Source organism: Duganella sp. P38, assembly GCF_050859475.1.
GTDB lineage: Bacteria > Pseudomonadota > Gammaproteobacteria > Burkholderiales > Burkholderiaceae_D > Rugamonas.
Window position 1 is genome coordinate 580527 of sequence record NZ_CP193936.1, and the last position, 24119, is coordinate 604645.

The window sequence follows — 24119 nt, forward strand, 5'->3', positions numbered from 1 at the left end:
TGATGAAGAAATCGCTGATCACAAGCTGCGTGCTGCTGGCGGCATGCAGCGGCGTACAAATGGAAGCGCCGTTGGAGGACAACATCACGCCACTGGAACAGGCCTGCATGCGCGAGCCGCTCGATCCGGAACACTGGGAGCGCCTTGCGGCGGCGCTGGCGATCGCCGGCCAGCGCGAGCGCGCGGCCAGCATGTATATGCAGGCGGCATCGCTGCGCAAGCACGATGTACAGCAGGATTACGCAACGCTGGTACAGGCGCGCGACGAAGCCGTCGCCGATATGCCGCGCACCCAGGTGCGCCGTCTCGGGCCGGCGCTGGTTGAGGTGCTGCGCATCGGCGCCGATCAAGCGTCAGCGCTGCCAGCCACGGTGCGGCTGGAGATCAGCAACGGCAACGGCGTCACCGGCGCCGCCGCGCGGCTGGCGCGTTCGCTGGATGTGGAGGGGCTTCAAACCGTGCGGCTGTCAAATGTGCGGCCCTTCGTGGTGCCGCAAAGCCGGATTGAATATGCGCTCGGGCAGCGGCAGATGGCGCGCGCCTTGGCGCAGCGCCTGCGCATCCCGCTACAGCAGCGCAGCGGCGGCACGGCGTATGCCGACATGCGCATCGTGCTCGGTCACGACACCCGCTCACTCAAATAAAAAAACCGTCCGAAGGAGTTGCCTCCTCGGGACGGTAAAAACACACCCATGTGTTTCCGATAGCCCGGCCACTCAGGCCGGAGCGTTCCTTACTGCCAGCTCACGCTACCCATGCCGCGCGCGCTGGCGTTACGATTGGTCGGGTTGCCATACACCTTGGCCGAACCCAGGCCCGTTAATTTCAGGCTGGCGCTGGTCTTGGCGTACAGCGCCGCGCTACCCAGGCCGCTCATGCGGACGTCGATCGCGTCGGCATGCAGTTGTTCCGCATCCAGGCTGCCGACGCCGCCAAGGCTGGCGTTCAGTTGCCTGGTCTGGCCGATCATCTCGATGCGGCCGGCGCCATTCAGTTGCAGCTCGACGTTGTCGCTCTTGCCGCCGTTGATGGTCATGCCGCCGACGCCGCCGAGGCGCGCATCGATGTTGCGGTATTGCGAATCCACTTTCACCGAGCCGGCACCGTCCAGCGCCAGGCGCAGGTTGTCGCCATTGAAGCCGCTGATTTCTGTCGCGCCCACTCCGCCGGAGGTCAGCGTGCGCAGGTTTGGCAGCGTCAACTCGGCGCGCAGTTCGCGCTTGTTACCGAAGTGGATGTTGTTCATCTTGGCGGTGCCGATGTGCAGCGTGTCGCCGCTCTGCTCGACCACCACTTTTCGGATCGCCTCCGGCTCGCCGTAGATGGTCAGCGAGGCAGTCGCGCCTTGCTTTACCTTGAGGCTGATGACGCCATCGAGTTCGATCTTCACGGCGCGCGCATCGACGCTGCGGCTTTCGCTGATTACCTCGGCGGCCAGTGCGGCATGTGCGCCGCTGCCCAGTGCCGCCGCCAGCATCGCGGCCTTCAGATATTTTTTCATCATGCGCTCCGTCGTCGTCGTGTGAATTACAGGGCAGCTTTTTCAGCGGCGGTCAGGCGCTTGGCGGTCACGGTGACGGTCGGGATGCTGACCGAATCGGCCTTGACCGAGATGACCGGCGGGTTGACGGCGGCGGTAGCGAACGAGGTGGCGCTGACGACAACAACAGCAGCGGCGAAGATGACTTCCATGTTTTTTGCGATGTTCATTTTGAGCTCCTTGTGGGTGGTTAGTTCGTTGCGTTGAGTGAACTATAGACAAGGGCTATCCGTCCATCCACCGGGATGTGACGAACTGCAAAAAACGGGGGGCAGAATGCGTTTTACGGGTGTAAAGCAGCGCCGCACAGCAGGTGTTCGTTGGCGGCGTACACCTGCGACAGCCAGGCGGAGACGGTTTTAAAGCGCGCGATGCCGCCGGCGTCGCGGTGACTGAGCAGCCAGATATCGCGCTGCACCTCGACATTGGCGCCGATGCGATGCAAGCCCTCCTGCTGGCCCATGATGCACGGCAGCAGCGCCATGCCGACGCCGGCGCGGGCCGCGCGCACCATCGTGCTCAGGCTGTTCACCTTGAGTACGCGGCGCGGCGCCGGCTCCATCGCCGCCAGCCATTGCATTTCGCCGGTGCCGGACAGTGCGTCGTCGTAGGCGATCCACGGCTGCGTGCCCCAGCAGGCGCGCGGCGTATCGGCGAACTTCTCGTGGCCGTAGACGGCGAAGCCCATGTCGCCGAGCTTGCGCATGACCAGCGCCGCGTCCTCGCTCGGCTTGCCCAGGCGCAGGGCGAAGTCGGCCTCGCGGCGGGTAAAGGACAGGTTCTGGTTTTCCGCCTGCAAGGTCAGTTGCAGGTGGGGATGCTGGGCGTGCAGCGCCGGCACGTGCTCCAGCAGCCAATAATCGAACAGGAAGTCGATGGAAGTGATGTTGACCGGCCCGGCGGTAGCATCGGCCTCCTGGGACGACGCTTGCAGCATGCTTTGCACATTGCCGAACACCGCCTCGCCATGCTGGACGAACACCTGGCCGGCGTCGGTCAGCTGGTAGCCGGTGTTATCGCGGATAAACAGGCGCAGCTTCAGTGCCTTCTCGGCGGCGGCGATGCGGCGGCTGATGGTCGACGCGTCCACGCCCAACTGGCGGCCAGCGGCGCTCATGCTGCCGCTACGGGCAAGCGCAAGAATCAGCGGGATGTCGTTCCAGTCGAAGTCAGTGCTAGTTGGCATGGGGGTCTGCATTTTTGCAAAGTGGGCTTGCAGCGTTGTCTGTTCCGCAAACGTTGGGCGACGTCTAAGATTCACTCCATCGCAGCTGCAGAACGAAATGACTGTAGCACAACTACTGCATATCCATACATAGACTAAAAGGAAGAAGATCATGAACGCAACCGTCAACCTGTCCCGTCGCAACGCATTCTTCAGCTCTGTGGGCGCTGCAGCCGCCGCTGTGGCCCTGCCGCTGGCCGCGCTGGGCACCGCGTCCGAAGCGCAGGCCGCTACCGCCGCCACCGGCCCGGTCACCAAAACCGCCAGCACCATCACCACCCGCGACGGCGTTGAGATCTACTACAAGGACTGGGGCCCGCGCAACGGCCAACCGGTGATCCTGAGCCACGGCTGGCCGCTGAGCTCGGACAGCTGGGAATCGGCGGCGTTCTTCCTGGCCAATAACGGCTTCCGCGTGATTACCCATGACCGACGCGGCCACGGCCGTTCGAGCCAGCCTTGGGACGGCAACGACATGGACCACTACGCCGACGACCTGGCGCAACTGATCGAAGCACTGGACCTGAAAAACATCATCCTGGCCGGTTTCTCGACCGGCGGCGGCGAAGTGGCGCGCTACGTCGGCCGCTACGGCACCAAGCGCATCGCCAAGCTGGGCCTGATCTCGGCGGTGCCGCCGCTGATGCTGAAAACGGCTGAGAATCCGGACGGCCTGCCGCTGGAAGTGTTCGACGGCATCCGCGCCGCCTCGGTTAAAGACCGTGCGCAGCTCTATCTGGACATCGCCTCGGGTCCGTTTTACAACTACAACCGTCCGGGCGCCAAACCATCGCAAGGCATTATCCAGGCGTGGTACTCGCAAGGCATGCAAGGTGGCTTCAAAAACACCTACGATTCGATCAAGGCCTTCTCGGAAACCGACTTCCGTGAAGACCTGAAAAAGTTCGACAAGCCAACGCTGATCATCCACGGCGATGACGACCAGATCGTGCCGATCAAAGCCGCCGGCATCGCTTCGGCCAAGATCGTCAAAGGTTCGAAACTGATCGTGTATCCAGGCGCGCCGCACGGCCTGACCGATACGCACAAAGACAAGTTCAACAACGACTTCCTGGCCTTCGCCAAATCGTAACTGGATGGGCCGCCTTCGGGTGGCCCAAAAAAATCTTTTAAAAATAGCTTGCTATTGAATTGCGTGCGATATATATTGTGCACATGTCGTTCGCAACTAAATCGTTAACTAACTAATTCGGAGCCCATCATGAGCAAAAATACCCAAGAACAAGTCAGCCTGTCCCGTCGTTCCGCCATGTTTAGTGGCGCTGGCGCCGCAGCGGCGGCCGTCGCCGTGCCTCTGGCCGCGCTGGCAAGCGGCAGCGCTGAAGCAGCACCAGTTGCAGCAGGCAAAGGTCCTGTGAGCAAAACCGCCAGCACCATTACTACCCGCGATGGCGTTGAGATCTACTACAAGGACTGGGGCCCGCGCAACGGCCAACCGGTGATCCTGAGCCACGGCTGGCCGCTGAGCTCGGACAGCTGGGAATCGGCGGCGTTCTTCCTGGCCAATAACGGCTTCCGCGTGATCACCCATGACCGTCGCGGCCACGGCCGTTCGAGCCAGCCTTGGGACGGCAACGACATGGACCACTACGCCGACGACCTGGCGCAACTGATCGAAGCACTGGACCTGAAAAACATCATCCTGGCCGGTTTCTCGACCGGCGGCGGCGAAGTGGCGCGCTACGTCGGCCGCTACGGCACCAAGCGCATCGCCAAGCTGGGCCTGATCTCGGCCGTGCCACCGCTGATGCTGAAAACGGCTGACAATCCGGACGGCCTGCCGCTGGAAGTGTTCGACGGCATCCGCGCCGGCCAGGTCAAGGATCGCGGCCAGCTGTATCTGGACATCGCCTCGGGCCCGTTCTACAACTACAACCGTCCGGGCGCCAAACCATCGCAAGGTATTATCCAGGCGTGGTATTCGCAAGGCATGCAGGGTGGCTTCAAAAACACCTACGACTCGATCAAAGCCTTCTCGGAAACCGACTTCCGCGACGACCTGAAAAAGTTCGACAAGCCAACGCTGATCATCCACGGTGACGACGACCAGATCGTGCCGATCAAGGCCGCCGGCATCGCTTCGGCCAAGATCGTCAAAGGTTCGAAACTGATCGTGTACCCAGGCGCGCCGCACGGCCTGACCGATACGCACAAAGACAAGTTCAACAACGACTTCCTGGCCTTCGCCAAATCGTAAAGAACAAAGCCCCGCTCGCAAGCGGGGCTTTTCTATGCCAGACGGGCGCGGAAGAAGTCGATGGTCCGCTGCCAGGCTAGGTTGGCGGCAGCCTCGTCGTAACGTGGCGTGGTGTCGTTGTTGAAACCGTGCTCGCCCTGGTAGACGTAATGCTCGTACTTCACACCGGCGGCCTTCAACGCCGTCTCATAAGCTGGCCAGCCAGCGAGAATACGCTCATCCTTGCTGGCATCATGAATCAGCAACTGTGCCTTGATGCGTGGCACATCTTCCGCTTTCGGTTGCGAGCCGTAGAACGGTACGGCCGCCAGCAGATCCGGCATCTGCGTCGCAAGATAATTGGCGATCGCGCCGCCATAGCAAAAGCCCACCACGCCCAGCTTGCCGTTGCCCTCCGGCTGCTGCTTCAGCCACTGAGCGGCGGCGACGAAATCGGCGCGCGTCCTGGTCTGGTCCAGTTTGCCGAACAGTGCGCGTGCCTTGTCTTCATCGCCCGGATAGCCGCCCAGCGTATGCAGCGCATCCGGCGCAAAGGCGACAAAGCCATCCAGCGCAACACGACGCGCGATATCCTCGATATGCGGATTCAGGCCGCGGTTTTCGTGCACGACCAGCACCACTGGCAGCTTGCCCTTGGCGCTCGCCGGCGAGACAAGATACCCGCGCACTGTGCCATTGCCTTGCGGCGACGGCAGCTCGACATAGCGGGCGTTGAGCCGTTTATCATCCGGTGTCACCAGCGGCGCGGCAAAGCTCGGGCTCAGCGCAGTCAGCAGACCGGCGGCCGTCACGCCGCCCACCGCGTAACGCGTGGCCGACGCCAGGAAATCGCGCCGGCTGATGCCGCCGTGGACATACTGGTCGAACAGTTTCAGAACTTCCGGATCGAAATCGGCGGCGCTCTTGCGGGTCATCTTGCCTCTCCTTTAAAAGTAAAGATCAGGCAAGTGTAGCCCATCATCCGCGATATTCGCGGGATCATGTGGCGCATATGCGCCGGGAGCAGGTTCTGTCGACGTCCAGGTCAGCGGCAGTTCTCGATGGCGTTGGAGGACGGGTTATCCGTCTTGCGGCGGACGGATGCGGTGGACAATACACGCAGGATCGTGTCGCGCGGCACACCGTAAGCGGCCAGGTAGGCCCAGGCGGTCGCGGCGCCGCTGAGTGCCTCGATAACGATGGCTTGCTCTACCACTTGGGCAAATTGATGGTTAAGTCTTGGTTGCATGATTCTCACCTCGGGATCGAAAAACGCTCACGGGACTGGGTGAGAATCAGAAGTCACAGCAGGGCGCGATGGCTAGGCGCCAGTGACTACGTCAGGAGAAGTGACTATAGCAAGTTTTGGGAGCTGCACAATTTATCATTTCAATCATAAGAATGATCTGGATAGCAAAAGCAGCTGCTATACACCGCACCTTGCTTACTTGCGCCAATGGCGTGGAGCGTTTGAGCATCCGGCATCCAGAGCACCTATCAAGCGCGACTCATCGGTTCAGATAACAAAAAGCCCAGCCGGTGAGGGCTGGGCTAAATGCTGGTATTACTGGTGCCGGCTGCCGGTTTCGAACTGGCCACCTGATGATTACAAATCAACTGCTCTACCAAATGAGCTAAGCCGGCGTGACTTTTACGGGGCGAATTATACGCTATTTGATACGCGTAAGGGTGGGGCGGCCGCCCTTTTTGGGTGGGTCGGTATCGTCGCCCGGCATCTCCGGCGCGGCCGGTTTGGCCTCCGAGGACGATGGCGGCACGGCTGCCAGGACCGGTGCGGCCGGGGCGTCGTCGACGGCAGGGGCCGCCGCCGGGGACTGGCCCAGCTCCGGCTCGAACGCCATGCCCTGGCCGTTTTCGTTGGCGTAGATGGCCATCACGTTGCCGACCGGGATGTAGATTTCGCGCGAGACGCCGCCGAAGCGCGCGTGGAAGCGGATGCTGTCGTTGTCCATCTTCAGGCCCGAGGTGGCGCCGAAGCTGATGTTGAGCACGATTTCGCCGTTCTTGACGTATTCCATCGGCACCGTGGTGCCGGCGTCGACCTTGACGGCCAGGTAAGGCGTGTAGCCGCTGTCGGTGCACCATTCGTAGATGGCGCGCAGCAGGTAGGGCTTGGTTGAGATTTCAGGCATGGGATTCCAGACTGCGGTGAAACACGGCGCGCCGCCGGCCGGGGCCGGCCAACGCGCCGCAGTACTTCGACTAAACAGCCAGCGTCCGATTAACGGCGCATGACCTTTTCCGACGGCGTCAGCGCTTCGATGTAGGCCGGACGCGAGAAGATGCGCTCGGCGTACTTCATCAGCGGCGCGGCGGTCTTCGACAGTTCGATGCCGTAGTGGTCCAGACGCCACAGCAGCGGCGCCACCGCCACGTCCAGCATCGAGAACTCGTCACCGAGCATGTATTTGTTTTTCAGGAACAGCGGCGCCAGCGTGGTCAGGCGGTCGCGGATTTCCGCGCGCGCCTTGTCGTGGCTCTTGTCGTTGCCCTTGGCGCGCTCGCTTTCCAGCGTGTGCACGTGGACGAACAGTTCTTTTTCGAAGTTGAACAGCATCAGGCGGGCCCGCGCGCGCATCAGCGGGTCGGCCGGCATCAGTTGCGGGTGCGGGAAGCGCTCGTCGATGTACTCGTTGATGATGTTCGATTCGTACAGGATCAATTCGCGCTCGACCAGAATCGGCACCTGACCATAGGGATTCATGGTCGAGATATCTTCTGGCTTGTTGAACAGGTCGACATCGCGCACTTCGAAGTCCATGCCTTTTTCAAACAGGACCAGGCGGCAGCGTTGCGAGAATGGGCAGGTCGTGCCCGAGTAGAGAACCATCATGTTTATCGTTCCTTAGAAGAACAAAAGGGGGTGGGCCGCGAACGGATCACCCCATATCGGCCCGTCAATGCGGGCTTCGCAAAACAAGCGCCGTACTAGCCGGCGCTCTCGTCTATTTCACATCTTTCCAGAACGACGCGTTCAAGCGCCATGCCAGGAAGGCGAACACAGCCATGAACAACACGACTATGGCGCCCAGTTTTTTGCGGGTCTGCGCAGCAGGTTCCGCCATCCACTCCATGTAGCCGACCAGGTCGGCCACGGCAGTATCAAACTCCAATTTATCGAGTTTTACCCTTAGTGACCTGTTCAAATCCAGTGAACTGGTGAATCATTTTGCCATGTTCATGCGGATCGGGTACTTCTTTCATGACAGCTTTCTGTACGCCCTGCAACTCCCACAGCACATGCGGCATTGCCACATTGTTAACGACCATATTGTTCCAGCCGGTCGGGCGGGTGTCGTCCTTGTAGAAGGTGCGCAGATAGGTGTACAGGTAGTCGCTGCCGGTGCCGGCGCCAGACGCTTTCGCGCGCTGGATCACCGACAGGTCGGGCGGCACCACGCCAAACCATGCTTTCGCATCGCTCGGCTTCATGGTGGTGGTCATCATTTCGCCGACCTTTTCCCCGGTAAACAACAGATTGGCCTTGATCTGCTCCTCGCTCAAGCCCAGGTCTTTCAGGCGGTTGTAGCGCATGGAAGACGCATTATGACAGTTTAAACAGTAATTTACGAACAGTTTGGCGCCGTGCTGCAGCGCCGCCATGTTGTTGGAGCGGTCCGGCGCCTTGTCGAGGGCGATGCCGCCCTCGCTTGCGAAGGCCAGACCGGGCAAGAGTGCCAAAATGGCAAGCACGTGTTTCGGGAATTTCATGTGTTGTCCTTTATGTACTTTAGCGATCAGTGGCCTTTGTAGACCACGCGGTCCGGAACCTTCTTGAACGTGCCGGCGGCGCTCCACCACGGCATGAACAGGAAGAAACTAAAGTACAGCAGGGTGCACACTTGCGAGACGATGGTGCGGCCGTCGGTCGGCGCCAGCGTGCCGAGGTAGCCCAGCGTCAGGAACGACAGGAAGAACACGGCGTACACGTATTTGTGCCAGGTCGGCCGGTAGCGGATCGACTTGACCGGCGATTTGTCCAGCCACGGCAGGAAGGCCAGGATCACCACCGAGCCGCCGAAGAACACCACGCCCCAGAACTTGGCGTCGAGGATCTGCGGCAGCATGCCGATGATGGCCACCAGCGCGATCGCCGCGATGGCGATCTTGACCGGGCGCGCCAGGCGCGACTTGAGCCAGACGAACACCACGTAGGCGGCAACGAAGAACATCAGCACCCACATGAAGTCGGCGGTGGTGGCGCGCAGCACCGAGTAGAACGCGGTGAAGTACCAGGTGGGCGCGATGTGCAGCGGGGTCTTCAGCGAGTCGCCCGGCAGGAAGTTGTTGTACTCCAGGAAGTAGCCGCCCATTTCCGGCGCGAAGAACACCACCGTGCTGAAGATCAGCAGGAAGATCGAGACGCCGAACAGGTCGTGCACCGTGTAGTACGGGTGCGACGGGATCGAGTCGAGCGGGTGGCCGTCCGGGCCGAGGTTTTCCTTGACCTCGATGCCGTCCGGATTGCTCGAACCGACTTCGTGCAGCGCGATCAGGTGCGCCGCCACCAGACCCAGCAGCACCAGCGGGATGGCGATCACGTGGAACGCGAAGAAGCGGTTCAGCGTGGCGTCCGACACCACGTAGTCGCCGCGTATCCACAACGACAGGTCGGGGCCGATCAGCGGAATCGCGCCAAACAGGTTGACGATGACCTGCGCGCCCCAGTACGACATCTGGCCCCATGGCAGCAGGTAGCCGAAGAAGGCCTCGGCCATCAGGCACAGGAAGATGGCGAAGCCGAACAGCCAGATCAGCTCGCGCGGCTTGCGGTAGGAGCCGTACAGCAGGCCGCGGGTCATGTGCAGGTAGACGATGATGAAGAAGGCCGAGGCGCCGGTCGAGTGCATATAGCGCACCAGCCAGCCCCACGGCACTTCGCGCATGATGTATTCGACCGAGGCGAACGCCAGGTTGGCGTCCGGCTTGTAGTGCATGGTCAGGAAGATGCCGGTGACGATCTGCAGCACCAGCACCAGCATCGCCAGCGAGCCGAAGATGTACCAGAAGTTGAAGTTTTTCGGCGCGTAGTACTTGCCCCACTGGTCGTTCCACAGCTTGCTCAGGGGAAGCGGTCGTCGACCCAGCCCAGGGCTTTTTGTGCGGCCGGCGCGTCGGCCGGGAATTTGGTCTCCTTGAATGCCGCCATGTTATGCCTCGCCTTTCTCGTCTTTACCGATGACCAGCTTGGTGTCGCTCAAAAACATATAGCGCGGCACCTGCAGGTTGTCCGGCGCCGGCTTGTTCTTAAATACACGGCCAGCCATGTCGAAAGTCGAGCCATGGCAAGGGCAGAGGAAGCCGCCTTCCCAGTCGTCCGGCAGCGACGGCTGCGGACCGGGGGCGAACTTCGACGAGGGCGAACAGCCGAGGTGCGTACAGATGCCGACCGCGACCAGGATTTCCGGCTTGCGCGAGCGCCATTCGTTGCGGGCGTATTCGGGGGTGAATTCTTCGGGGTTGCGTTTCGATTCGGCGTCGGCCACCTTGCCGTCGGTCTTTTTCAGCGACGCGATCATTTCCGGCGTGCGCTTGATGATCCAGACCGGCTTGCCGCGCCACTCGACGGTGGTCATTTCGCCGGCGTTGAGCGTGGAGATGTCCACTTCGACCGGTGCGCCGGCCGCCTTGGCGCGCTCCGACGGCTGGAAGGTACTTACCAATGCGCCGGCGGTGGCCAAGCCTACCACGCCGCCTGCCGCGCCGGTCGCGACCAATATGCCGCGACGGCCCGAATCGACCTGCTTTTCGTTACTCATACAAACCCCAATCAGTCAAAGTGCGAACAAAATCTTGCGAACTGTGTACCAACCTGAATGCTGAAAACTTGATAAAGCACGAAATCGAGCAACCTTACCTTAGAAGGTATGCGCGATGCAACTCTTTACACCAACGTTGCCCGATTCCCAAGTTTGTCCAGGTTCTACACCGTTCCCGCTGCGATGATAGGGGCTAGGGTAGTGAGCCGAAATTGATGTAGGTCAATTTATAGCGTAATTCGGCTTGTAAATGCGTAAAACAGCAAGGGTGTTTGGATTCCAATTGAAAAAATAGTATGATCCAAGCGCAGTTTTGTTCACAATTGACCACACCGGCGAGGATAAGAATATGGCAATGATGAAGGAATTTAAAGAATTCGCGATGAAGGGCAATGTGGTCGACCTGGCGGTCGGCGTGATCATCGGCGGCGCCTTCGGCAAGATCGTCGACTCGCTGGTGGCCGACATCATCATGCCGCCGATCGGCAAGCTGTTCGGCGGGCTGGACTTCGCCAACTACTACCTGCCGCTCAACGGCCAGGCGGCCAACCTGAGCCTGGCGGAGGCGAAAAAGCTCGGCGCCGTGTTCGCCTACGGGAATTTTGCTACTATCCTGCTGAACTTTATCATCCTGGCGTTTGTGATCTTCCAGATGGTGCGGCTGATGAACAAGGCGCGCACCTTGGGCCACAAGCAGGACGAGGCGGCCGCCGCGGCCGCGCCGCCGCCGCCGCCGCCGGAAGATATCGTGCTGCTGCGGGAAATCCGCGATTCCCTGAAAAAATAACTGATAGAGCCGCCCTCCGAGGCGGCAGGCTGGACTGCGATGCGACGACTCTGGTTATTGTTTGCGCAAACGGTGACTGTCGTATTGGCACTGTATTTCGTCTACAAGGCAACGGGCATGGAGCGCCCGGCGCCGGTGCGCGTGCAGCAAATGGGCAGTACCGACCATCCGGCGGCGATGCTGGAGGCCGGGCCGTCCAAGCCACCGCTGACGGCCGGCGGCTCCTACCGCGCGGCGGCCGCGCGCGCCATGCCGGCGGTGGTCAACATCATCACCAGCAAAAAGCCCAAGCGCGGCAAGCATCCGCTGCTGCGCGATCCCTTCTTTAAAAAATTCTTCGGCGAGCGCGAGGACAGCGACGACGAGGATTCCAGCCTCGGCTCGGGTGTCATCGTGTCCGGCCAGGGCTATATCCTGACCAATAACCACGTGGTCGAGGCGGCCGACGAAATCGAGGTGGTGCTGGCCGACGGCCGCAAGGCCGCCGCCAGGCTGGTCGGCACCGATCCGGAAACCGACCTGGCGGTGATCAAGATCACGCTCGACAAGCTGCCGGTGATCGTGCTCGGCCAGGCCGAGCAAGCCCAGGTCGGCGACGTGGTGCTGGCCATCGGCAACCCGTTCGGCGTCGGCCAGACGGTCACCATGGGCATCATCTCTGCGCTGGGGCGCAACAACCTGCACATCAACCATTTCGAGAACTTCATCCAGACCGACGCCGCCATCAACTTCGGCAACTCGGGCGGGGCGCTGGTCGACACCAGCGGCAACCTGCTGGGCATCAACTCGGCGATTTACTCGCAGAGCGGCGGTTCGGTCGGCATCGGCTTCGCGATTCCGGTGTCGACCGCCAAGAACGTGATGGAAGCCATCATCAAGACCGGCCACGTGGTGCGCGGCTGGATCGGCGTGGAAAGCCAGGAGATCACGCCCGAGCTGGCGGACAGCTTCGGCCTGCAGCGCCAGAGTGGCGCCATCATCGCCGGCGTGGTGCGCCATGGCCCGGCCGACAAGGGCGGCATCAAGCCCGGCGACATCCTGCTGACGGTGGACGGCAAGCCGGTGACCGACACCAACAATATGCTGAACCTGATCGCCCAGCTGACGCCGGGTGAAAAAGCTAAAATGACGGTCCTGCGTAAAAACAAGGAAACCACGCTGGACGTCACGGTCGGCAAGCGGCCGGCCAACCCGAAATAAGGAACACAATGCATCTGCGCGACCTGACCCAATACCTGCGTGAGCTGGAAGACAACAACAACCGTCCGTGGTTCATCATGAACAAGCCGCGCTACGATATCTTGCGCGAGGAATTCCTGCAGGTGGTGACGCAGATGATTGCCGAACTCGGCAAGTTCGACGCGCAGGTCAAGTTCAGCAATCCGAAGAAGGCGATGTTCCGCATCAACCGCGACGTCCGCTTCGCGCACGACAAGCGGCCGTACAAGACGCGCTTCTCGGCCGCCGTGGCGCCGAACGATATGCGGCGCCCGAGCAAGGCCGGCGGCCCGACCTATTACATGCAGATCGACGGCAGCGGCCGCATGCTGTTCGGCGCCGGCGAGTACATGCCGCCGCCGCACCGGCTGAAGGCGCTGCGCCAGCACATGGTCGACGACGCGGCCGGCTTCCGCAAGGTGCTCAAGAACAAGAAGCTGGTGGCCACGTATGGCGACATCCAGAACGAGGGCAAGCTGATGCGTCCGCCGAAGGGATTCGACCCGGAGCATGAGCACATCGAGTACATCAAGCTCAAAAGTTTCTTCATCTGGACCGAGATCGCGCTGCCGCTGAACCAGCCGGACAAGCTGGTGCCGATGCTGGCCGCCGGCCTCAAGGACGCCTATCCGCTGGTGCAGTGGATGCGCGAGGCCAAGTCGGAAGAGCCGGCCGAGGCGTAGCCGCGCCGCCGCCGTCATTCCCGCCTGCGCGGGAATGACGGGGTTATTCGCCGCGCGGGTCGCGCGACAGCAGGCGCGCGACCATCGCTTGCGGCTGGTCGCCGTCGAACAGCACGCCGGCCACGGCGTTGGTGATCGGCATCTCGACGCCCAGCCTGGCCGCCAGCTCGCGCACGGCCTTGGCGCACGGCACGCCTTCCGCCACATGGCCCAGCTCCTGCACGATGACGTCCAGCGGCTTGCCTTGCGCCAGCCCGAGGCCGACGCGGCGGTTGCGCGACAGGTCGCCGGTGCAGGTCAGGATCAGGTCGCCCATGCCGGTCAGGCCCATGAAGGTGTCGTTCTTGCCGCCCAGCGCCACGCCGAGGCGGGTGATTTCCGCCAGTCCGCGCGTGATCAGCGCGGCGCGCGCGTTGAGGCCGAGGCCGAGGCCGTCGGCGGCGCCGGTGGCGATGGCCAGCACGTTTTTCACCGCGCCGCCGACTTCGACGCCAACCAGGTCTTCGCTCGAATAGACGCGCATATTGCCGCCGTGCGCGGTTTCCACCACGCAGGCGCGCAGCGCGGCCGAGTCGGAGGCGATGGTCAGCGCGCACGGCAGGCCCTTGGCCACCTCCTGCGCGAACGACGGCCCGGACAGCGCGCCGCCGGCCACCGCCTCGCCCAGCACTGCGCGCACGATCTGGTGCGGCAGCAGGCCGGTGTCGTATTCAAAGCCCTTGCACAGCCAGACCACGTTCGGGATCGGCCGTCCTTTGAGCTGGCCCAGCAGCGGGCGCAGGCCGGCCACCGGGCAGGCGGCGATCAGCAGGCTGCCGGGCGCGGCCACGTGGGCCAGGGCGGCGTCGAAGTCGGTCGCCACCTGCAGCCGTTCCGGGAAGGCATAGCCGGGCAGGTAGCCGGCGTTGACGCGGGCGCGGCCCATTTCGCGCAGCGCGGCGGCGTCGCGGCCCCACAGCAGCACGTCGTGGCGCTGGGCCAGCGCCATGGCCACGGCCGTGCCCCAGGCGCCTGCGCCGAGCACGCTCACCTGGCGGACCGCGCCCGCCTGTTTGCTAGTGTTTTCTTGCATGGGATCTCATCCGGCGCGCGGGAGTGCGCCGCTACGGCAATTATATGCCCCAGACCTCGGTTTGTTTGACGAAACCGACCAGGCCGTCGCGGTGACGGACCTTGACCCAGCCGCCGGCCACCGATTCGCTCAGTTCCAGCAGCACGCCCTTGTCGGCGGTAAACACCGCTGCGGCGGCGTCGTCCGGCGTGGCGCGGATTTTCAGATTGGCGGTCTTGACGATGACGGTGCGCTTGGCGCTCAGGCCCTTGGCCTCGGTCCACGCCAGCTCGCCGTTGACGTCGCGTACTTTCAGCCATTCGCCATAGGCCAGCACCACTTCCAGCGGGGCGCCGCGCGGCACAACGAACAGCTTGCCCCCTTGGTCGATGGCGCGTCGTACAGGATGACCGGTGCGGCGCCGACCGATTTGAAATCGTATGCCTGGCTGCCGGCAGCGGCCAGCGTCATGGTCAGAGCAGCGATCAAACGGGGAAATGTCATGGCTTACCTTGAAAATGAAACTGCCGCCGGACTGCTTGCCCGGCGGCACGATATTGCTTTACAGCTTAGTGGGTCGCGTCAGCGGCTGGCGCCTGGGCGGCAGCTTCGGCGATCGCCTGTTGACGCTGCTGGTAGAACACTTCGAAGTTGATTTCCGCCAGGTGCACCGGCGGGAAGCCGGCGCGGGTGATGACGTCGGCGATGTTCGAGCGCAGGTACGGGTAGACGATGTTCGGGCAGCCGATGCCCAGCAGCGGGTCCAGCTGGTCGGCTGGAATGTTGCGGGCTTCGAAGATGCCGGCTTGCTTGCCTTCTACCAGGAAAGCCACCTTGTCTTTGACTTTGGCGGTCACGGTGATGGTGACGGTCGATTCGAAGATACCGTCAGCCAGTGGCTCGGCGCCAACGTCCAGCGCGACTTCGATGGTCGGGGCTTCCTGTTCCAGGAAGATCGCCGGCGAGTTTGGTTGCTCCAGCGACAGATCTTTCAGGTAGACGCGTTGGATTTGGAATACTGGTTGCAGATTTTCTTCAGACATGGAACGCTTTCGTTGTAGTTTCGATGATGTTTGCTTGGTATGGCTAGAAGACAGCGCAAATCAAACGCGAAGGCAATTGTATCAAAACCATTATGGATTTAAAGGTTTTACCGCCCCGCGTTGTATTATGAGGTGCGTTAGCCATTTAACAAGGGGCCAGCCCCCGGCTTGATCCAGCGCATACAAGTCGTCGAAACCGCCGACATGGGTGTCGCCGATGTAGATTTGCGGCACGGTGCGGCGGCCGGTCTTCTGCATCATGGTCACGCGTTGCTCCGGGTCGAGGTCGACGCGGATCTTCTTCAGGCCGGTCACACCCTTGGACTCCAGCAGGCGCTCGGCGCGGATGCAGTACGGGCAGACGGCGGTGGTGTACATAATTACTTCGGCAGTCATGGCGACCTCCTGTGTTATTTGGCCAGCGGCAGGCCGGCTTTTGCCACGCGGCAACGCCACCTTCCAGGTTGACCACATCGGCGAAGCCCGCCTTGCCCAGTTTGGCGGCGGCGGACGAGGCGCGCGCGTCGGTCTTGCCGACCACGATCAGGCTGCGGCTTTTGAACTTGGCCAGTTCGCCGATGCGCGTGTCGAGTTCGGCCAGCGGGATGTTCTTGGCGTCAGGCAAGTGGCCCTCGGCATAGTCCTTGGCGTCGCGTACATCCACTATGGTGGCTTTGCCGCGATTTATCAACATGGTGATGTCTTGCGGGCTGCCGCGCTTGCCGCGCACCGTCAGCGAGGGCCACAGCAGGGCGCCAGCCGAAACCAGCACGATGGCGATCAGAAAAATGTTATCAATGAAGAATTTCACAGGAATCCAATGGTTGAACTGAATGCGCGCATTATAAAATAGAAGCTGTAAGTATTCTCAATGCACCGGTTTTCCAACTTTTCTGAAAAGATAGATATGTACAAAATCGTTTTCATGCGCCACGGCGAATCCACCTGGAACCTGTCGAACCGCTTCACCGGCTGGACCGATGTCGACCTGACCGAGAAAGGCATCAACGAGGCCAGGCAGGCCGGCAAGCTGCTCAAGGACGGCGGCTACACCTTCGACCTGGCCTACACCTCGGTGCTGAAGCGCGCGGTGCGCACGCTGTGGCTGGCGCTGGACGAGATGGACATGATGTATCTGCCGATCAAGAACGACTGGCGCCTGAACGAACGCCACTACGGCGCGCTGCAGGGCCTGGACAAGGGCGAGACCGCCGCCAAGTACGGCGACGAGCAGGTGCTGGTCTGGCGCCGCAGCTACGACACGCCGCCGCCGGCGCTGGAAGCCAGCGACGAGCGCGCCTCGTTCAACGACCCGCGCTACGCCGGCCTGAGCAAAGAGCAGATCCCGCTGACCGAATGCCTGAAGGACACCGTGGCGCGCGTGGTGCCGGTGTGGGACGAGGAAATCGCCCCGGCCATCAAGGCTGGCAAGAAGATCATCATCTCGGCCCACGGCAACAGCCTGCGCGCGCTGATCAAGATGCTGGACGGCATCAGCGACAGCGATATCGTCGGCCTGAACATTCCTAACGGCACGCCGCTGGTCTACGAGCTCGACGAGAACCTGAAGCCGATCCGTCACTACTACCTCGGTGACGCCGACGCCATCGCCGCCGCCCAGGCGGCTGTCGCCAACCAGGGCAAGGCCAAGTAATTTGTCATCCAAGTTCCGCCACGTAGCAGCGTTGCTGCTGATGCTGTCGCTCGGCGCCGCGGGGCTCGCCTCCGCCGCGCCGTTCGGCAAGACCACCAACCGCAGCAAGCAGAAAGCGGCGGCCGAGGCCGAGCGCGCCGGCTTGCAGCAGAAGTTGTCCGCGCTGAAGAAGGACATCAGCAAGACCGAGAGCGCCAAGGACGACGCCGCCGACACGCTGGCCGAGTCGGAACAGGCGATCTCGGACGCCAACCGCGCGCTGCGCGACCTGCAGCAGGAGCAGGGCGAGACCAACGTCAGGCTGAAGGAGCTGTCGGCCGAGCACGACCGGCTGGCGGCCACGGTCGACCAGCAGAAGCATCAGCTGTCCACGCTGCTGCGCGAGCAATACGTGGCCGGCAACGAGGACCGCATCAAGCTGCTGCTGTCCGGCGACAATCCCAACCGCATCAACCGCGAGCTGCAAATGCTGGCCTACGTCTCGCAGGCACAGGCGCGGCTGCTGGAGTCGCTGCGCAGCAACCTCAAGGCCGTCGAGGTCAACCAGGAGGAGGCGCAGAACGCCAAGGATGAACTGGAAGAAATTGCCCAGGAGCAGTTGCAACAAAAAGCCCGGCTGGAACAGGAAAAAGGCCGGCGCGCCGCCTTGCTGGCCACCTTGTCGAAAAAGCTGGTGTCGCAGCGCAAGGAAGCCGGCAGCCTGGAGAAGGACGAGCAGCGCATGGCCGGCCTGGTCGACAAGCTCAACAAGCTGATCGCCGAGCAGGCCGCCGCCGCGGCGGCCGAGAAGAAGCGCCAAGAACAGATCGCCGCCGCCAAGGCCGCCAAGGCCAAGGCCGACGCCGAAGCGCGCGCGCTGGCCAGGGCCAGGGCCGAGGCCGAGCGCAGGCGCCTGGCGGCAAACCAGAACAAGTCGGGTGCCATCAAGCCGGCCCAGCCGCCGGCGCCGAACCCGGCCGACGCCATCGACAACGACGAGCCGCCTGCCAAGGTCGCGGCCGTCAAGCCGGCGCCGGTGGAGGACACGCCGCCGCCGGCCAGGGCGGCCGACATCGCGCTGGCCCCGGCCGCGCCGGCCGGCGCCTTCGCCGCGCTCAAGGGCCAGCTGCGCGCGCCGGTCAGCGGCAAGATCGCCGCCCGCTTCGGCGCCAAGCGCGGCGACGGCCCCAGCTGGAAGGGCGTGTTCATCCGCACCAGCGAGGGCGCCGACGTGCACGCCGTGGCCGGCGGCCGGGTGGTGTTTGCCGACCGGCTGCGCGGCTTCGGCAACCTGATCATTGTGGACCACGGCGGCCAATACATGAGTATCTACGGCAATAACCAGTCGCTGCTGAAACGCGCCGGCGACATCGTCAAGGCCGGCGACGCCATCGCCAGCGCAGGTAACAGCGGCGGCAACGAGGAATCGGGGCTATACTTTGAACTTCGCCATCAGGGCGCAGCATTCGATCCGGCTGGCTGGGTCAAGTTTTAAGGTTCGCGGAAAAACATGGGCAACAAAGTCAAGAGCATCGGCCTGATCGGCCTCGGTATGGTGGCTGGTGTTGCCGCCTCGTTCCAGTTTTCCGCCATCGCGCAAAAGATCACGGCCGCGCCGCTGCCGCTGGAGGAATTGCGCCAGCTGTCCGACGTGTTCGGCCTGATCAAGACCGACTACGTTGAAACCGTCGACGACAAGAAGCTGCTGACGGAAGCCATTTCCGGCATGGTGTCCTCGCTCGACCCGCACTCGGTCTACCTCGACAAGAAAGCCTTCCGCGAAATGCGCGAGACGGTGGCCGGCAAATTCGTCGGCATCGGCGTCGAGGTCGGGCTGGAGGACGGCTATATCAAGGTGGTGTCGCCGATCGAGGACACGCCGGCGTTCAAGGCCGGCATCAAGGCCGGCGACCTGATTACCCGCATCGACGGCACGCTGATCAAAGGCTCGTCGCTGGACGAATCGGTGAAGAAGATGCGCGGCGAGCCGCACTCGAAGGTCAGCGTCACCATCAGCCGCAAGGACGAGGACAAGCCGCTGGTGTTCAACATCACGCGCGAGGAAATCCGCGTGCAGAGCGTCAAGGCCAAGATCGTCGAGCCGGGCTATGCGTGGGTGCGCATCTCGCAGTTCCAGGAACCGACCCTCGACGACATGGCCAGGAAGGTCGCCGCGCTGTACCAGCAGAACCCGCACATCAAGGGCCTGGTGCTGGACCTGCGCAACGATCCGGGCGGCGTGGTGCCGGGCGCGATCGGCGTCTCGGCCGCCTTCCTGCCGAAGGACTCGGTGATCGTCTCCACCAACGGCCAGCTGCCGACGTCCAAGGAAACCTTCTACGGCCGCCAGGAATTCTACGCGCCGCGCGCCAAGAGCGATCCATTGGCCAGGCTGCCGGCCGCGTTGAAGGACGTGCCGATGGTGGTGCTGGTCAACGCCGGTTCCGCCTCGGCCTCGGAAATCGTCGCCGGCGCGCTGCAGGACTACAAGCGCGCCACCATCATGGGCCAGCAGACCTTCGGCAAGGGCTCGGTGCAGACGCTGCGCCAGCTCACCGCCGATACCGCCGTCAAGCTGACCACCGCCCGCTACTACACGCCGAAGAACCGCGCCATCCAGGCGCGCGGCATCACGCCCGACCTGCTGGTCGACGAAACCGCCGAAGGCGATGGCCTGAACCGCCTGCGCGTGCGCGAGGCGGACCTGCAAAAACACCTTGGCAACGACAAGGAGCCGGAAGGCGAGGCCAAACGCGATGTGCTGGAAGATGAGCAGCGCATCGCCGCGCTGGCGAAGAAGTACAAGCCGGTGGAATTCGGCTCCAAGGATGACTTCCAGCTGAAACAGGCGCTGAACCACTTCAAGGGCTTGCCGGTCCAACTGTCGAAAGCCGAGGCCAGGCCGGCCAGCGACGTCGGCGAAACCAAGCCCGATACCACGCCGAAGCCCGATACCAAAGCCAAATAACCCGGTGCGCGACGCCGCGTAGAGAAGATGGACGACTCACAACTGCTGCGCTATTCGCGCCACATCCTGCTGGACCAAATCGGCATCGAGGGCCAGCAAAAGCTGCTCGACGCGCACGCGCTGGTGATCGGCGCCGGCGGCCTCGGTTCGCCGGCCGCCATGTACCTGGCCTCGGCCGGCGTCGGCCACATCACGCTGGTCGACGACGACACGGTCGACCTGACCAACCTGCAACGCCAGATCGCCCACACCACGCAGCGGGTCGGCCAGCCCAAGGCGGCGTCGGCGCGCGTCACGCTGGCGCAGATCAATCCCGACATCACCGTCACCGCCTTGCAGGAGCGCGTCGACGACGCCCGCCTGGCCGAACTGGTGGCGCGGGCCGACGTGGTGCTCGACTGCACCGACAACTTCGCCACGCGCCACGCCGTCAACCGCGCCTGCGTGGCGGCCGGCAAGCCGCTGGTGTCCGGCGCGGTGATCCGCTTCGACGGCCAGGTCAGCGTGTTCGATCCGCGCGGCGGCGGGCAGCCCTGCTATTCCTGCCTGTTCCCGCAGGATCAGAAGTTTGAAGATGTGGCCTGTTCCACCATGGGCGTGTTCGCGCCGCTGGTGGGCGTGGTCGGCGCCATGCAGGCGGCCGAAGCGCTCAAGCTGTTGATGGGCATCGGCCAGTCGCTGGCCGGGCGCCTGCTGATGTTGGACGGTTTATACATGGAATGGACCAGCATAGGCGTCGGCCGCAATGGCGCCTGCCCGGTCTGCGCGGATAAAAAATAAAGGGGAACGATCTTGCTGATGAAACGACTCGCCGTAATTCCACTGGCGCTGGCCGCCGCCTTTGGCGCCCAGGCCGCCACCACCACCAGGTACCTGATCATTTCGGAAAACCAGAAGCAGATCGGCGAGCAGGTCGTCGAACACCAGGACGATGGCCTGACCAAGGTGCGCTTCATTTACAAGGACAATGGCCGCGGCCCGGAACTGAGCGAGCAATTCCGCCTCGGCGCGGACGGCACCATGACCGAATACGCGGTCCAGGGCAACTCCACCTTCGGCGCCGTGGTCGATGAGCGGTTCAGCCGCAAGGGCGACCGCGCCGAGTGGAAGTCCACCAGCGAACAAGGGCAGAAGACCGTCAGCGGCGCCGCCGCCTACCTGCCGCTGAACAGTTCTTTCGAAGTGGCCTCGGTGGCGATCGCCGCGCTGGCCAAGGCGCCGGATGGCAAGCTGCCGCTGCTGCCATCGGGCACGCTGTCGCAGCGCGAGCTGGAACAGGTGGAAGTGAGCAGCGCCACCGGCCAGAAACAGACGGTGCGCCTGCTGGCGCAAACCGGCGTCGGCCTGTCGCCGTCGTTCTACTGGGCCACCAGCGGCGCGCAACCGCGCCTGTTCGGCGTCATCATCCCCGGCTTCGCCAGCATGCTGGAAGAGGGTTGGCAGGGCGCCGCGCCGGCGCTGGCCGCGCGCCAGAAGGCCGCCGAGCAGCAGATGCTGACCGACGCCGCCGCCAAATTGCAGCATCCGCTCACCGGCCTGACCGTGGTGCGCAACGCCCGCATCTTCGACAGCGACAAGGCCAGCGTCGGCCAGCCGTCCGATATCTATGTGCTGCGCGGCCGCATCACCGCCGTGCAGCCGGCCGGCTCGCCGGTGCGCGAGGCCGATAACGTGATCGACGCCGCCGGCCGTATCGTGCTGCCAGGCCTGTTCGACCTGCACGGCCACGTCGACCGCTGGTCCGGCGCGCTGAATATGTCGACCGGCGTCACCAGCGTGCGCGACATGGGCAACGACAACAAGCAGCTGCAGGCGATGCTGGACGAAACCGCCGCCGGCAAGCTGCTGGCGCCGCAGGTGGTCCCGGCCGGCTTCCTCGAAGGTGAAAGCCCGTTCAGCGCCAATAACGGTTTCGTCATCAAGGATTTGAAGGAAGCCCGGGACGCCATCGACTGGTACGCGGAACGCGGCTACCCGCAGCTGAAGATTTATAACTCCTTCCCGAAAGCCATCCTGAAGGACACGGTGGCGTATGCGCACAGCTGCGGCATGCGCGTGTCCGGCCACATTCCGGCCGGGCTGCGCGCACAGGAGGCGCTGGACGCCGGCTACGACGAGATCCAGCACATCAACCAGGTGCTGCTGAATTTCCTGGTCAAACCGGACACCGAAACCCGCAACCTGAACCGCTTCGTGCTGCCGGCCGAGAAGGTGGCGGATCTCGACTTCAACGCCAAGCCGGTGAAGGACTTCGTCGCCTACCTGGCGAAGAAGCAGATTTCGATCGACCCGACGCTGGCCACCTTCGCCTTCCTCAAGCAGCGCGACGGCGACATGAACGAGCCGTATGCGGCGGTGGCGGCGCACATGCCGCCCGACGTGGCGCGCGGCTTCAAGGTCGGCACCATGAAGATCGACGGCGACGCGCAGCTGAAGCGCTACGAGAAGTCCTACGCCAAGATGGTGCAGTTCGTCGGCATCATGTACAAGGCCGGCGTGCCGATCGTGGCCGGCACCGACGATATTCCCGGTTTTACGCTGCATTCGGAGCTGGCGCTGCTGGTCAAGGCCGGCCTGACGCCGGCGCAGGCCTTGCAGGTGGCCACGCGCAACGGCGCGCGCTACACCCGCACCAGCAATGACCGCGGCAGCATTACGCCCGGCAAGCTGGCGGACATCGTGCTGGTGGACGGCGATCCGACCAAAAACATCGAGGACGTGCGCAAGGTGTCGGCGGTGATCACGCGCGGTTTCGTCATCTACCCGAGCGAGATCGACGCGGCACTGGGCATCGCGCCGTTTGTCGCCGAGGCGCCGAAAGTGATCAAGGCCGCAATGCCGGTCGCCGCTTACGGCGGCAGCAACGATGGCGCGCGCGCCCGCATCGAGGCGAGCGCTCGTAAACTACGACTGAAGCGTAAGGTCTTGTAAAGAAACTGTCATATTAAGCGCTCATTAAGCGCCAAAGAGGATAAATCACGGCGAAATGTCGCCATCGCCGTGATTCCGCCTTATACTCTGCACTCTTTAAATTTGTTATCAGATTATGAAAAAGCTTTCCCTTCGCAGCCGCGCCGCGCAACGTGTTCAACGCGGCTTTACGCTGATTGAAATCATGGTGGTCGTGGTCATCATGGGCGTGCTGGCCGCGCTGGTGGTGCCCAAGCTGCTGAACCGCGCCGGCGAATCGAAGATCGCCGCCGCCAAGGTCGATATCGCCACCATCATGCAGGCGCTGAAGCTGTACAAGCTGGATAACCAGCGCTACCCGACCACCGAGCAGGGCTTGCAGGCGCTGATCGAGAAGCCGACCGGTGGCCCGGCCGCCAACGGCTGGAAGGCCGGCGGCTATGTCGAGAAAATGCCGAAAGACCCGTGGGGCAATCCGTACCAGTACCTGTCGCCAGGCGTAAAGGGCGAGGTCGACGTGTTCTCCTACGGCGCCGACGGCCAGCCGGGCGGCAGCGGCGACGACGCCGACATCGGTTCCTGGGACAACTGATCACTGACGGGACGAGGCATCATGGGCGCGGGCCAGCGTGGCTTCACGCTGATTGAACTGCTGGTGGTGATGGTCATCCTGGGCGTCACGCTGGGGGTGGTCACGCTCAGCGCCTCGCCCAGCCAGAAGCAGTCCTTGCAGCAGGACGCCAAGCGCATCGCCCTGCTGCTGCAACTGGCGCGCGACGAGGCGATCGTGCGCAACCGCCAGATCGCCTTTGAGGCCAGCAGCGACAATTACCGCTTCATGATCCGCAACGATAACAAGCAGTGGGAACAGGTGACGCAGGACGACCTGCTGCGCGAGCGCGAATTCAAGCGCGCGCCGGTGACGCTGCTGCTCGATCCGGCGCCGGCGCTGCCGGAGCCCACGCTGCGCATCATCTTCGGCCGCGAACCGGTCGACAAACCCTTTGTGCTGACCATGGCCGCCGACGACGGCAACAGCGTCGCCATCCGCGCCGACGGCATCGGCCATTTCACGGTGGACTGA

23 protein-coding genes, 1 tRNA gene and 5 pseudogenes are annotated in these 24119 nt (G+C 63.1%); 13 read left to right on the forward strand and 16 right to left on the reverse strand.

Features of this window, described 5'->3' with window-relative positions; genetic code table 11:
• Window positions 1-2: 2 nt before the first annotated feature.
• Window positions 3-644: a LytR C-terminal domain-containing protein gene (locus tag ACRQ5J_RS02650; protein WP_432381029.1), complete on the forward strand. Its 642-nt coding sequence runs from the start codon at window positions 3-5 to the stop codon at window positions 642-644.
• Between the two features lie 89 nt (window positions 645-733).
• On the opposite strand, the gene ACRQ5J_RS02655 is transcribed toward ACRQ5J_RS02650, so the two are convergent.
• The 3 genes from ACRQ5J_RS02655 to ACRQ5J_RS02665 all read right to left on the reverse strand — a co-directional run bounded on the left by ACRQ5J_RS02655 (window position 734) and on the right by ACRQ5J_RS02665 (window position 2726).
• Window positions 734-1501, reverse strand: coding sequence for a GIN domain-containing protein (locus tag ACRQ5J_RS02655; protein WP_432381030.1), 768 nt, complete (start codon window positions 1499-1501; stop codon window positions 734-736).
• A gap of 26 nt (window positions 1502-1527) precedes the next feature.
• Window positions 1528-1710 carry a hypothetical protein gene (locus tag ACRQ5J_RS02660; protein ID WP_432381031.1) on the reverse strand — a complete coding sequence of 61 codons (183 nt, stop codon included), beginning with the start codon at window positions 1708-1710 and terminating at the stop codon, window positions 1528-1530.
• A 113-nt stretch (window positions 1711-1823) separates the two neighbouring features.
• On the reverse strand, window positions 1824-2726 hold the full coding sequence (locus tag ACRQ5J_RS02665) for a LysR family transcriptional regulator (RefSeq protein ID WP_432381032.1): 903 nt from the start codon (window positions 2724-2726) through the stop codon (window positions 1824-1826).
• A gap of 151 nt (window positions 2727-2877) precedes the next feature.
• Here ACRQ5J_RS02665 and ACRQ5J_RS02670 point away from each other — a divergent pair, with 151 nt between their 5' ends.
• On the forward strand, window positions 2878-3858 hold the full coding sequence (locus ACRQ5J_RS02670; protein WP_432381033.1) for an alpha/beta fold hydrolase: 981 nt from the start codon (window positions 2878-2880) through the stop codon (window positions 3856-3858).
• Between the two features lie 129 nt (window positions 3859-3987).
• A complete protein-coding gene (locus ACRQ5J_RS02675; RefSeq protein ID WP_432381034.1) occupies window positions 3988-4983 on the forward strand; it encodes an alpha/beta fold hydrolase in 996 nt (331 codons plus the stop codon).
• 32 nt (window positions 4984-5015) lie between these two features.
• Here the strand turns inward: ACRQ5J_RS02675 and ACRQ5J_RS02680 are convergent, their stop codons facing one another.
• The 8 genes and pseudogenes from ACRQ5J_RS02680 to petA all read right to left on the reverse strand — a co-directional run bounded on the left by ACRQ5J_RS02680 (window position 5016) and on the right by petA (window position 10742).
• On the reverse strand, window positions 5016-5897 hold the full coding sequence (locus tag ACRQ5J_RS02680; RefSeq protein WP_432381035.1) for a dienelactone hydrolase family protein: 882 nt from the start codon (window positions 5895-5897) through the stop codon (window positions 5016-5018).
• A 110-nt stretch (window positions 5898-6007) separates the two neighbouring features.
• Entirely contained in the window at window positions 6008-6211 is a 204-nt protein-coding gene (locus ACRQ5J_RS02685) for a hypothetical protein (protein WP_432381036.1), read from the reverse strand.
• 319 nt (window positions 6212-6530) lie between these two features.
• A tRNA-Thr gene (locus tag ACRQ5J_RS02690) sits at window positions 6531-6606 on the reverse strand.
• Between the two features lie 26 nt (window positions 6607-6632).
• The gene (locus ACRQ5J_RS02695; RefSeq protein ID WP_432381037.1) at window positions 6633-7115 is read right to left on the reverse strand and encodes a ClpXP protease specificity-enhancing factor; all 483 of its coding nucleotides are present in this window, start codon (window positions 7113-7115) and stop codon (window positions 6633-6635) included.
• 89 nt (window positions 7116-7204) lie between these two features.
• Window positions 7205-7816 carry a glutathione S-transferase N-terminal domain-containing protein gene (locus tag ACRQ5J_RS02700; protein WP_072788101.1) on the reverse strand — a complete coding sequence of 204 codons (612 nt, stop codon included), beginning with the start codon at window positions 7814-7816 and terminating at the stop codon, window positions 7205-7207.
• Window positions 7817-7928: 112 nt separating this feature from the next.
• A pseudogene (locus ACRQ5J_RS02705) lies at window positions 7929-8694 on the reverse strand (cytochrome c1).
• A 26-nt stretch (window positions 8695-8720) separates the two neighbouring features.
• A pseudogene (locus tag ACRQ5J_RS02710) lies at window positions 8721-10132 on the reverse strand (cytochrome b).
• A 1-nt stretch (window position 10133) separates the two neighbouring features.
• Window positions 10134-10742 (reverse strand): ubiquinol-cytochrome c reductase iron-sulfur subunit, encoded by a 609-nt coding sequence (petA, locus tag ACRQ5J_RS02715; protein ID WP_432381038.1) that lies wholly within the window; start codon window positions 10740-10742, stop codon window positions 10134-10136.
• A 349-nt stretch (window positions 10743-11091) separates the two neighbouring features.
• Between petA and mscL the strand changes: the two genes are divergently transcribed.
• From mscL to ACRQ5J_RS02730, 3 genes are read left to right on the forward strand one after another with little or no spacing between them, the layout of a single operon-like run.
• Window positions 11092-11529, forward strand: a complete 438-nt coding sequence (gene mscL, locus ACRQ5J_RS02720; RefSeq protein WP_432381039.1) for a large conductance mechanosensitive channel protein MscL — start codon at window positions 11092-11094, stop codon at window positions 11527-11529.
• Window positions 11530-11568: 39 nt separating this feature from the next.
• Window positions 11569-12729 carry a Do family serine endopeptidase gene (locus ACRQ5J_RS02725; protein WP_432381040.1) on the forward strand — a complete coding sequence of 387 codons (1161 nt, stop codon included), beginning with the start codon at window positions 11569-11571 and terminating at the stop codon, window positions 12727-12729.
• Between the two features lie 8 nt (window positions 12730-12737).
• The gene (locus ACRQ5J_RS02730; RefSeq protein WP_432381041.1) at window positions 12738-13430 is read left to right on the forward strand and encodes a DUF2461 domain-containing protein; all 693 of its coding nucleotides are present in this window, start codon (window positions 12738-12740) and stop codon (window positions 13428-13430) included.
• A gap of 43 nt (window positions 13431-13473) precedes the next feature.
• Here ACRQ5J_RS02730 and ACRQ5J_RS02735 read toward each other — a convergent pair whose 3' ends face one another.
• The 5 genes and pseudogenes from ACRQ5J_RS02735 to ACRQ5J_RS02755 form a co-directional block, all read right to left on the reverse strand.
• Complete coding sequence (locus ACRQ5J_RS02735) at window positions 13474-14502, reverse strand: NAD(P)H-dependent glycerol-3-phosphate dehydrogenase (protein WP_432381042.1); 1029 nt, start codon at window positions 14500-14502, stop codon at window positions 13474-13476.
• Between the two features lie 40 nt (window positions 14503-14542).
• Window positions 14543-14985 (reverse strand): annotated as a pseudogene (locus tag ACRQ5J_RS02740) (SH3 domain-containing protein).
• 65 nt (window positions 14986-15050) lie between these two features.
• Window positions 15051-15524 carry a protein-export chaperone SecB gene (gene secB, locus ACRQ5J_RS02745; RefSeq protein WP_179675137.1) on the reverse strand — a complete coding sequence of 158 codons (474 nt, stop codon included), beginning with the start codon at window positions 15522-15524 and terminating at the stop codon, window positions 15051-15053.
• 137 nt (window positions 15525-15661) lie between these two features.
• Window positions 15662-15920, reverse strand: a pseudogene (grxC, locus tag ACRQ5J_RS02750) (glutaredoxin 3).
• A gap of 97 nt (window positions 15921-16017) precedes the next feature.
• Window positions 16018-16218, reverse strand: a pseudogene (locus tag ACRQ5J_RS02755) (rhodanese-like domain-containing protein); the annotation flags it as partial.
• Window positions 16219-16431: 213 nt separating this feature from the next.
• On the opposite strand from ACRQ5J_RS02755, the gene gpmA reads away from it, so the two are divergent.
• The 7 genes from gpmA (at window position 16432) to gspH (ending at window position 24119) form a co-directional block, all read left to right on the forward strand.
• Complete coding sequence (gene gpmA, locus ACRQ5J_RS02760; protein ID WP_432381043.1) at window positions 16432-17178, forward strand: 2,3-diphosphoglycerate-dependent phosphoglycerate mutase; 747 nt, start codon at window positions 16432-16434, stop codon at window positions 17176-17178.
• 40 nt (window positions 17179-17218) lie between these two features.
• On the forward strand, window positions 17219-18652 hold the full coding sequence (locus ACRQ5J_RS02765; RefSeq protein WP_432383573.1) for a murein hydrolase activator EnvC family protein: 1434 nt from the start codon (window positions 17219-17221) through the stop codon (window positions 18650-18652).
• Window positions 18653-18667: 15 nt separating this feature from the next.
• Window positions 18668-20125, forward strand: a complete 1458-nt coding sequence (locus ACRQ5J_RS02770; protein WP_432381044.1) for a S41 family peptidase — start codon at window positions 18668-18670, stop codon at window positions 20123-20125.
• A 27-nt stretch (window positions 20126-20152) separates the two neighbouring features.
• Entirely contained in the window at window positions 20153-20905 is a 753-nt protein-coding gene (locus ACRQ5J_RS02775; protein WP_432381045.1) for a HesA/MoeB/ThiF family protein, read from the forward strand.
• An 18-nt stretch (window positions 20906-20923) separates the two neighbouring features.
• Window positions 20924-23056 (forward strand): amidohydrolase family protein, encoded by a 2133-nt coding sequence (locus tag ACRQ5J_RS02780; protein WP_432381046.1) that lies wholly within the window; start codon window positions 20924-20926, stop codon window positions 23054-23056.
• A gap of 115 nt (window positions 23057-23171) precedes the next feature.
• On the forward strand, window positions 23172-23627 hold the full coding sequence (gene gspG, locus ACRQ5J_RS02785; RefSeq protein WP_432381047.1) for a type II secretion system major pseudopilin GspG: 456 nt from the start codon (window positions 23172-23174) through the stop codon (window positions 23625-23627).
• Between the two features lie 21 nt (window positions 23628-23648).
• Window positions 23649-24119, forward strand: coding sequence for a type II secretion system minor pseudopilin GspH (gene gspH / locus ACRQ5J_RS02790; RefSeq protein ID WP_432381048.1), 471 nt, complete (start codon window positions 23649-23651; stop codon window positions 24117-24119).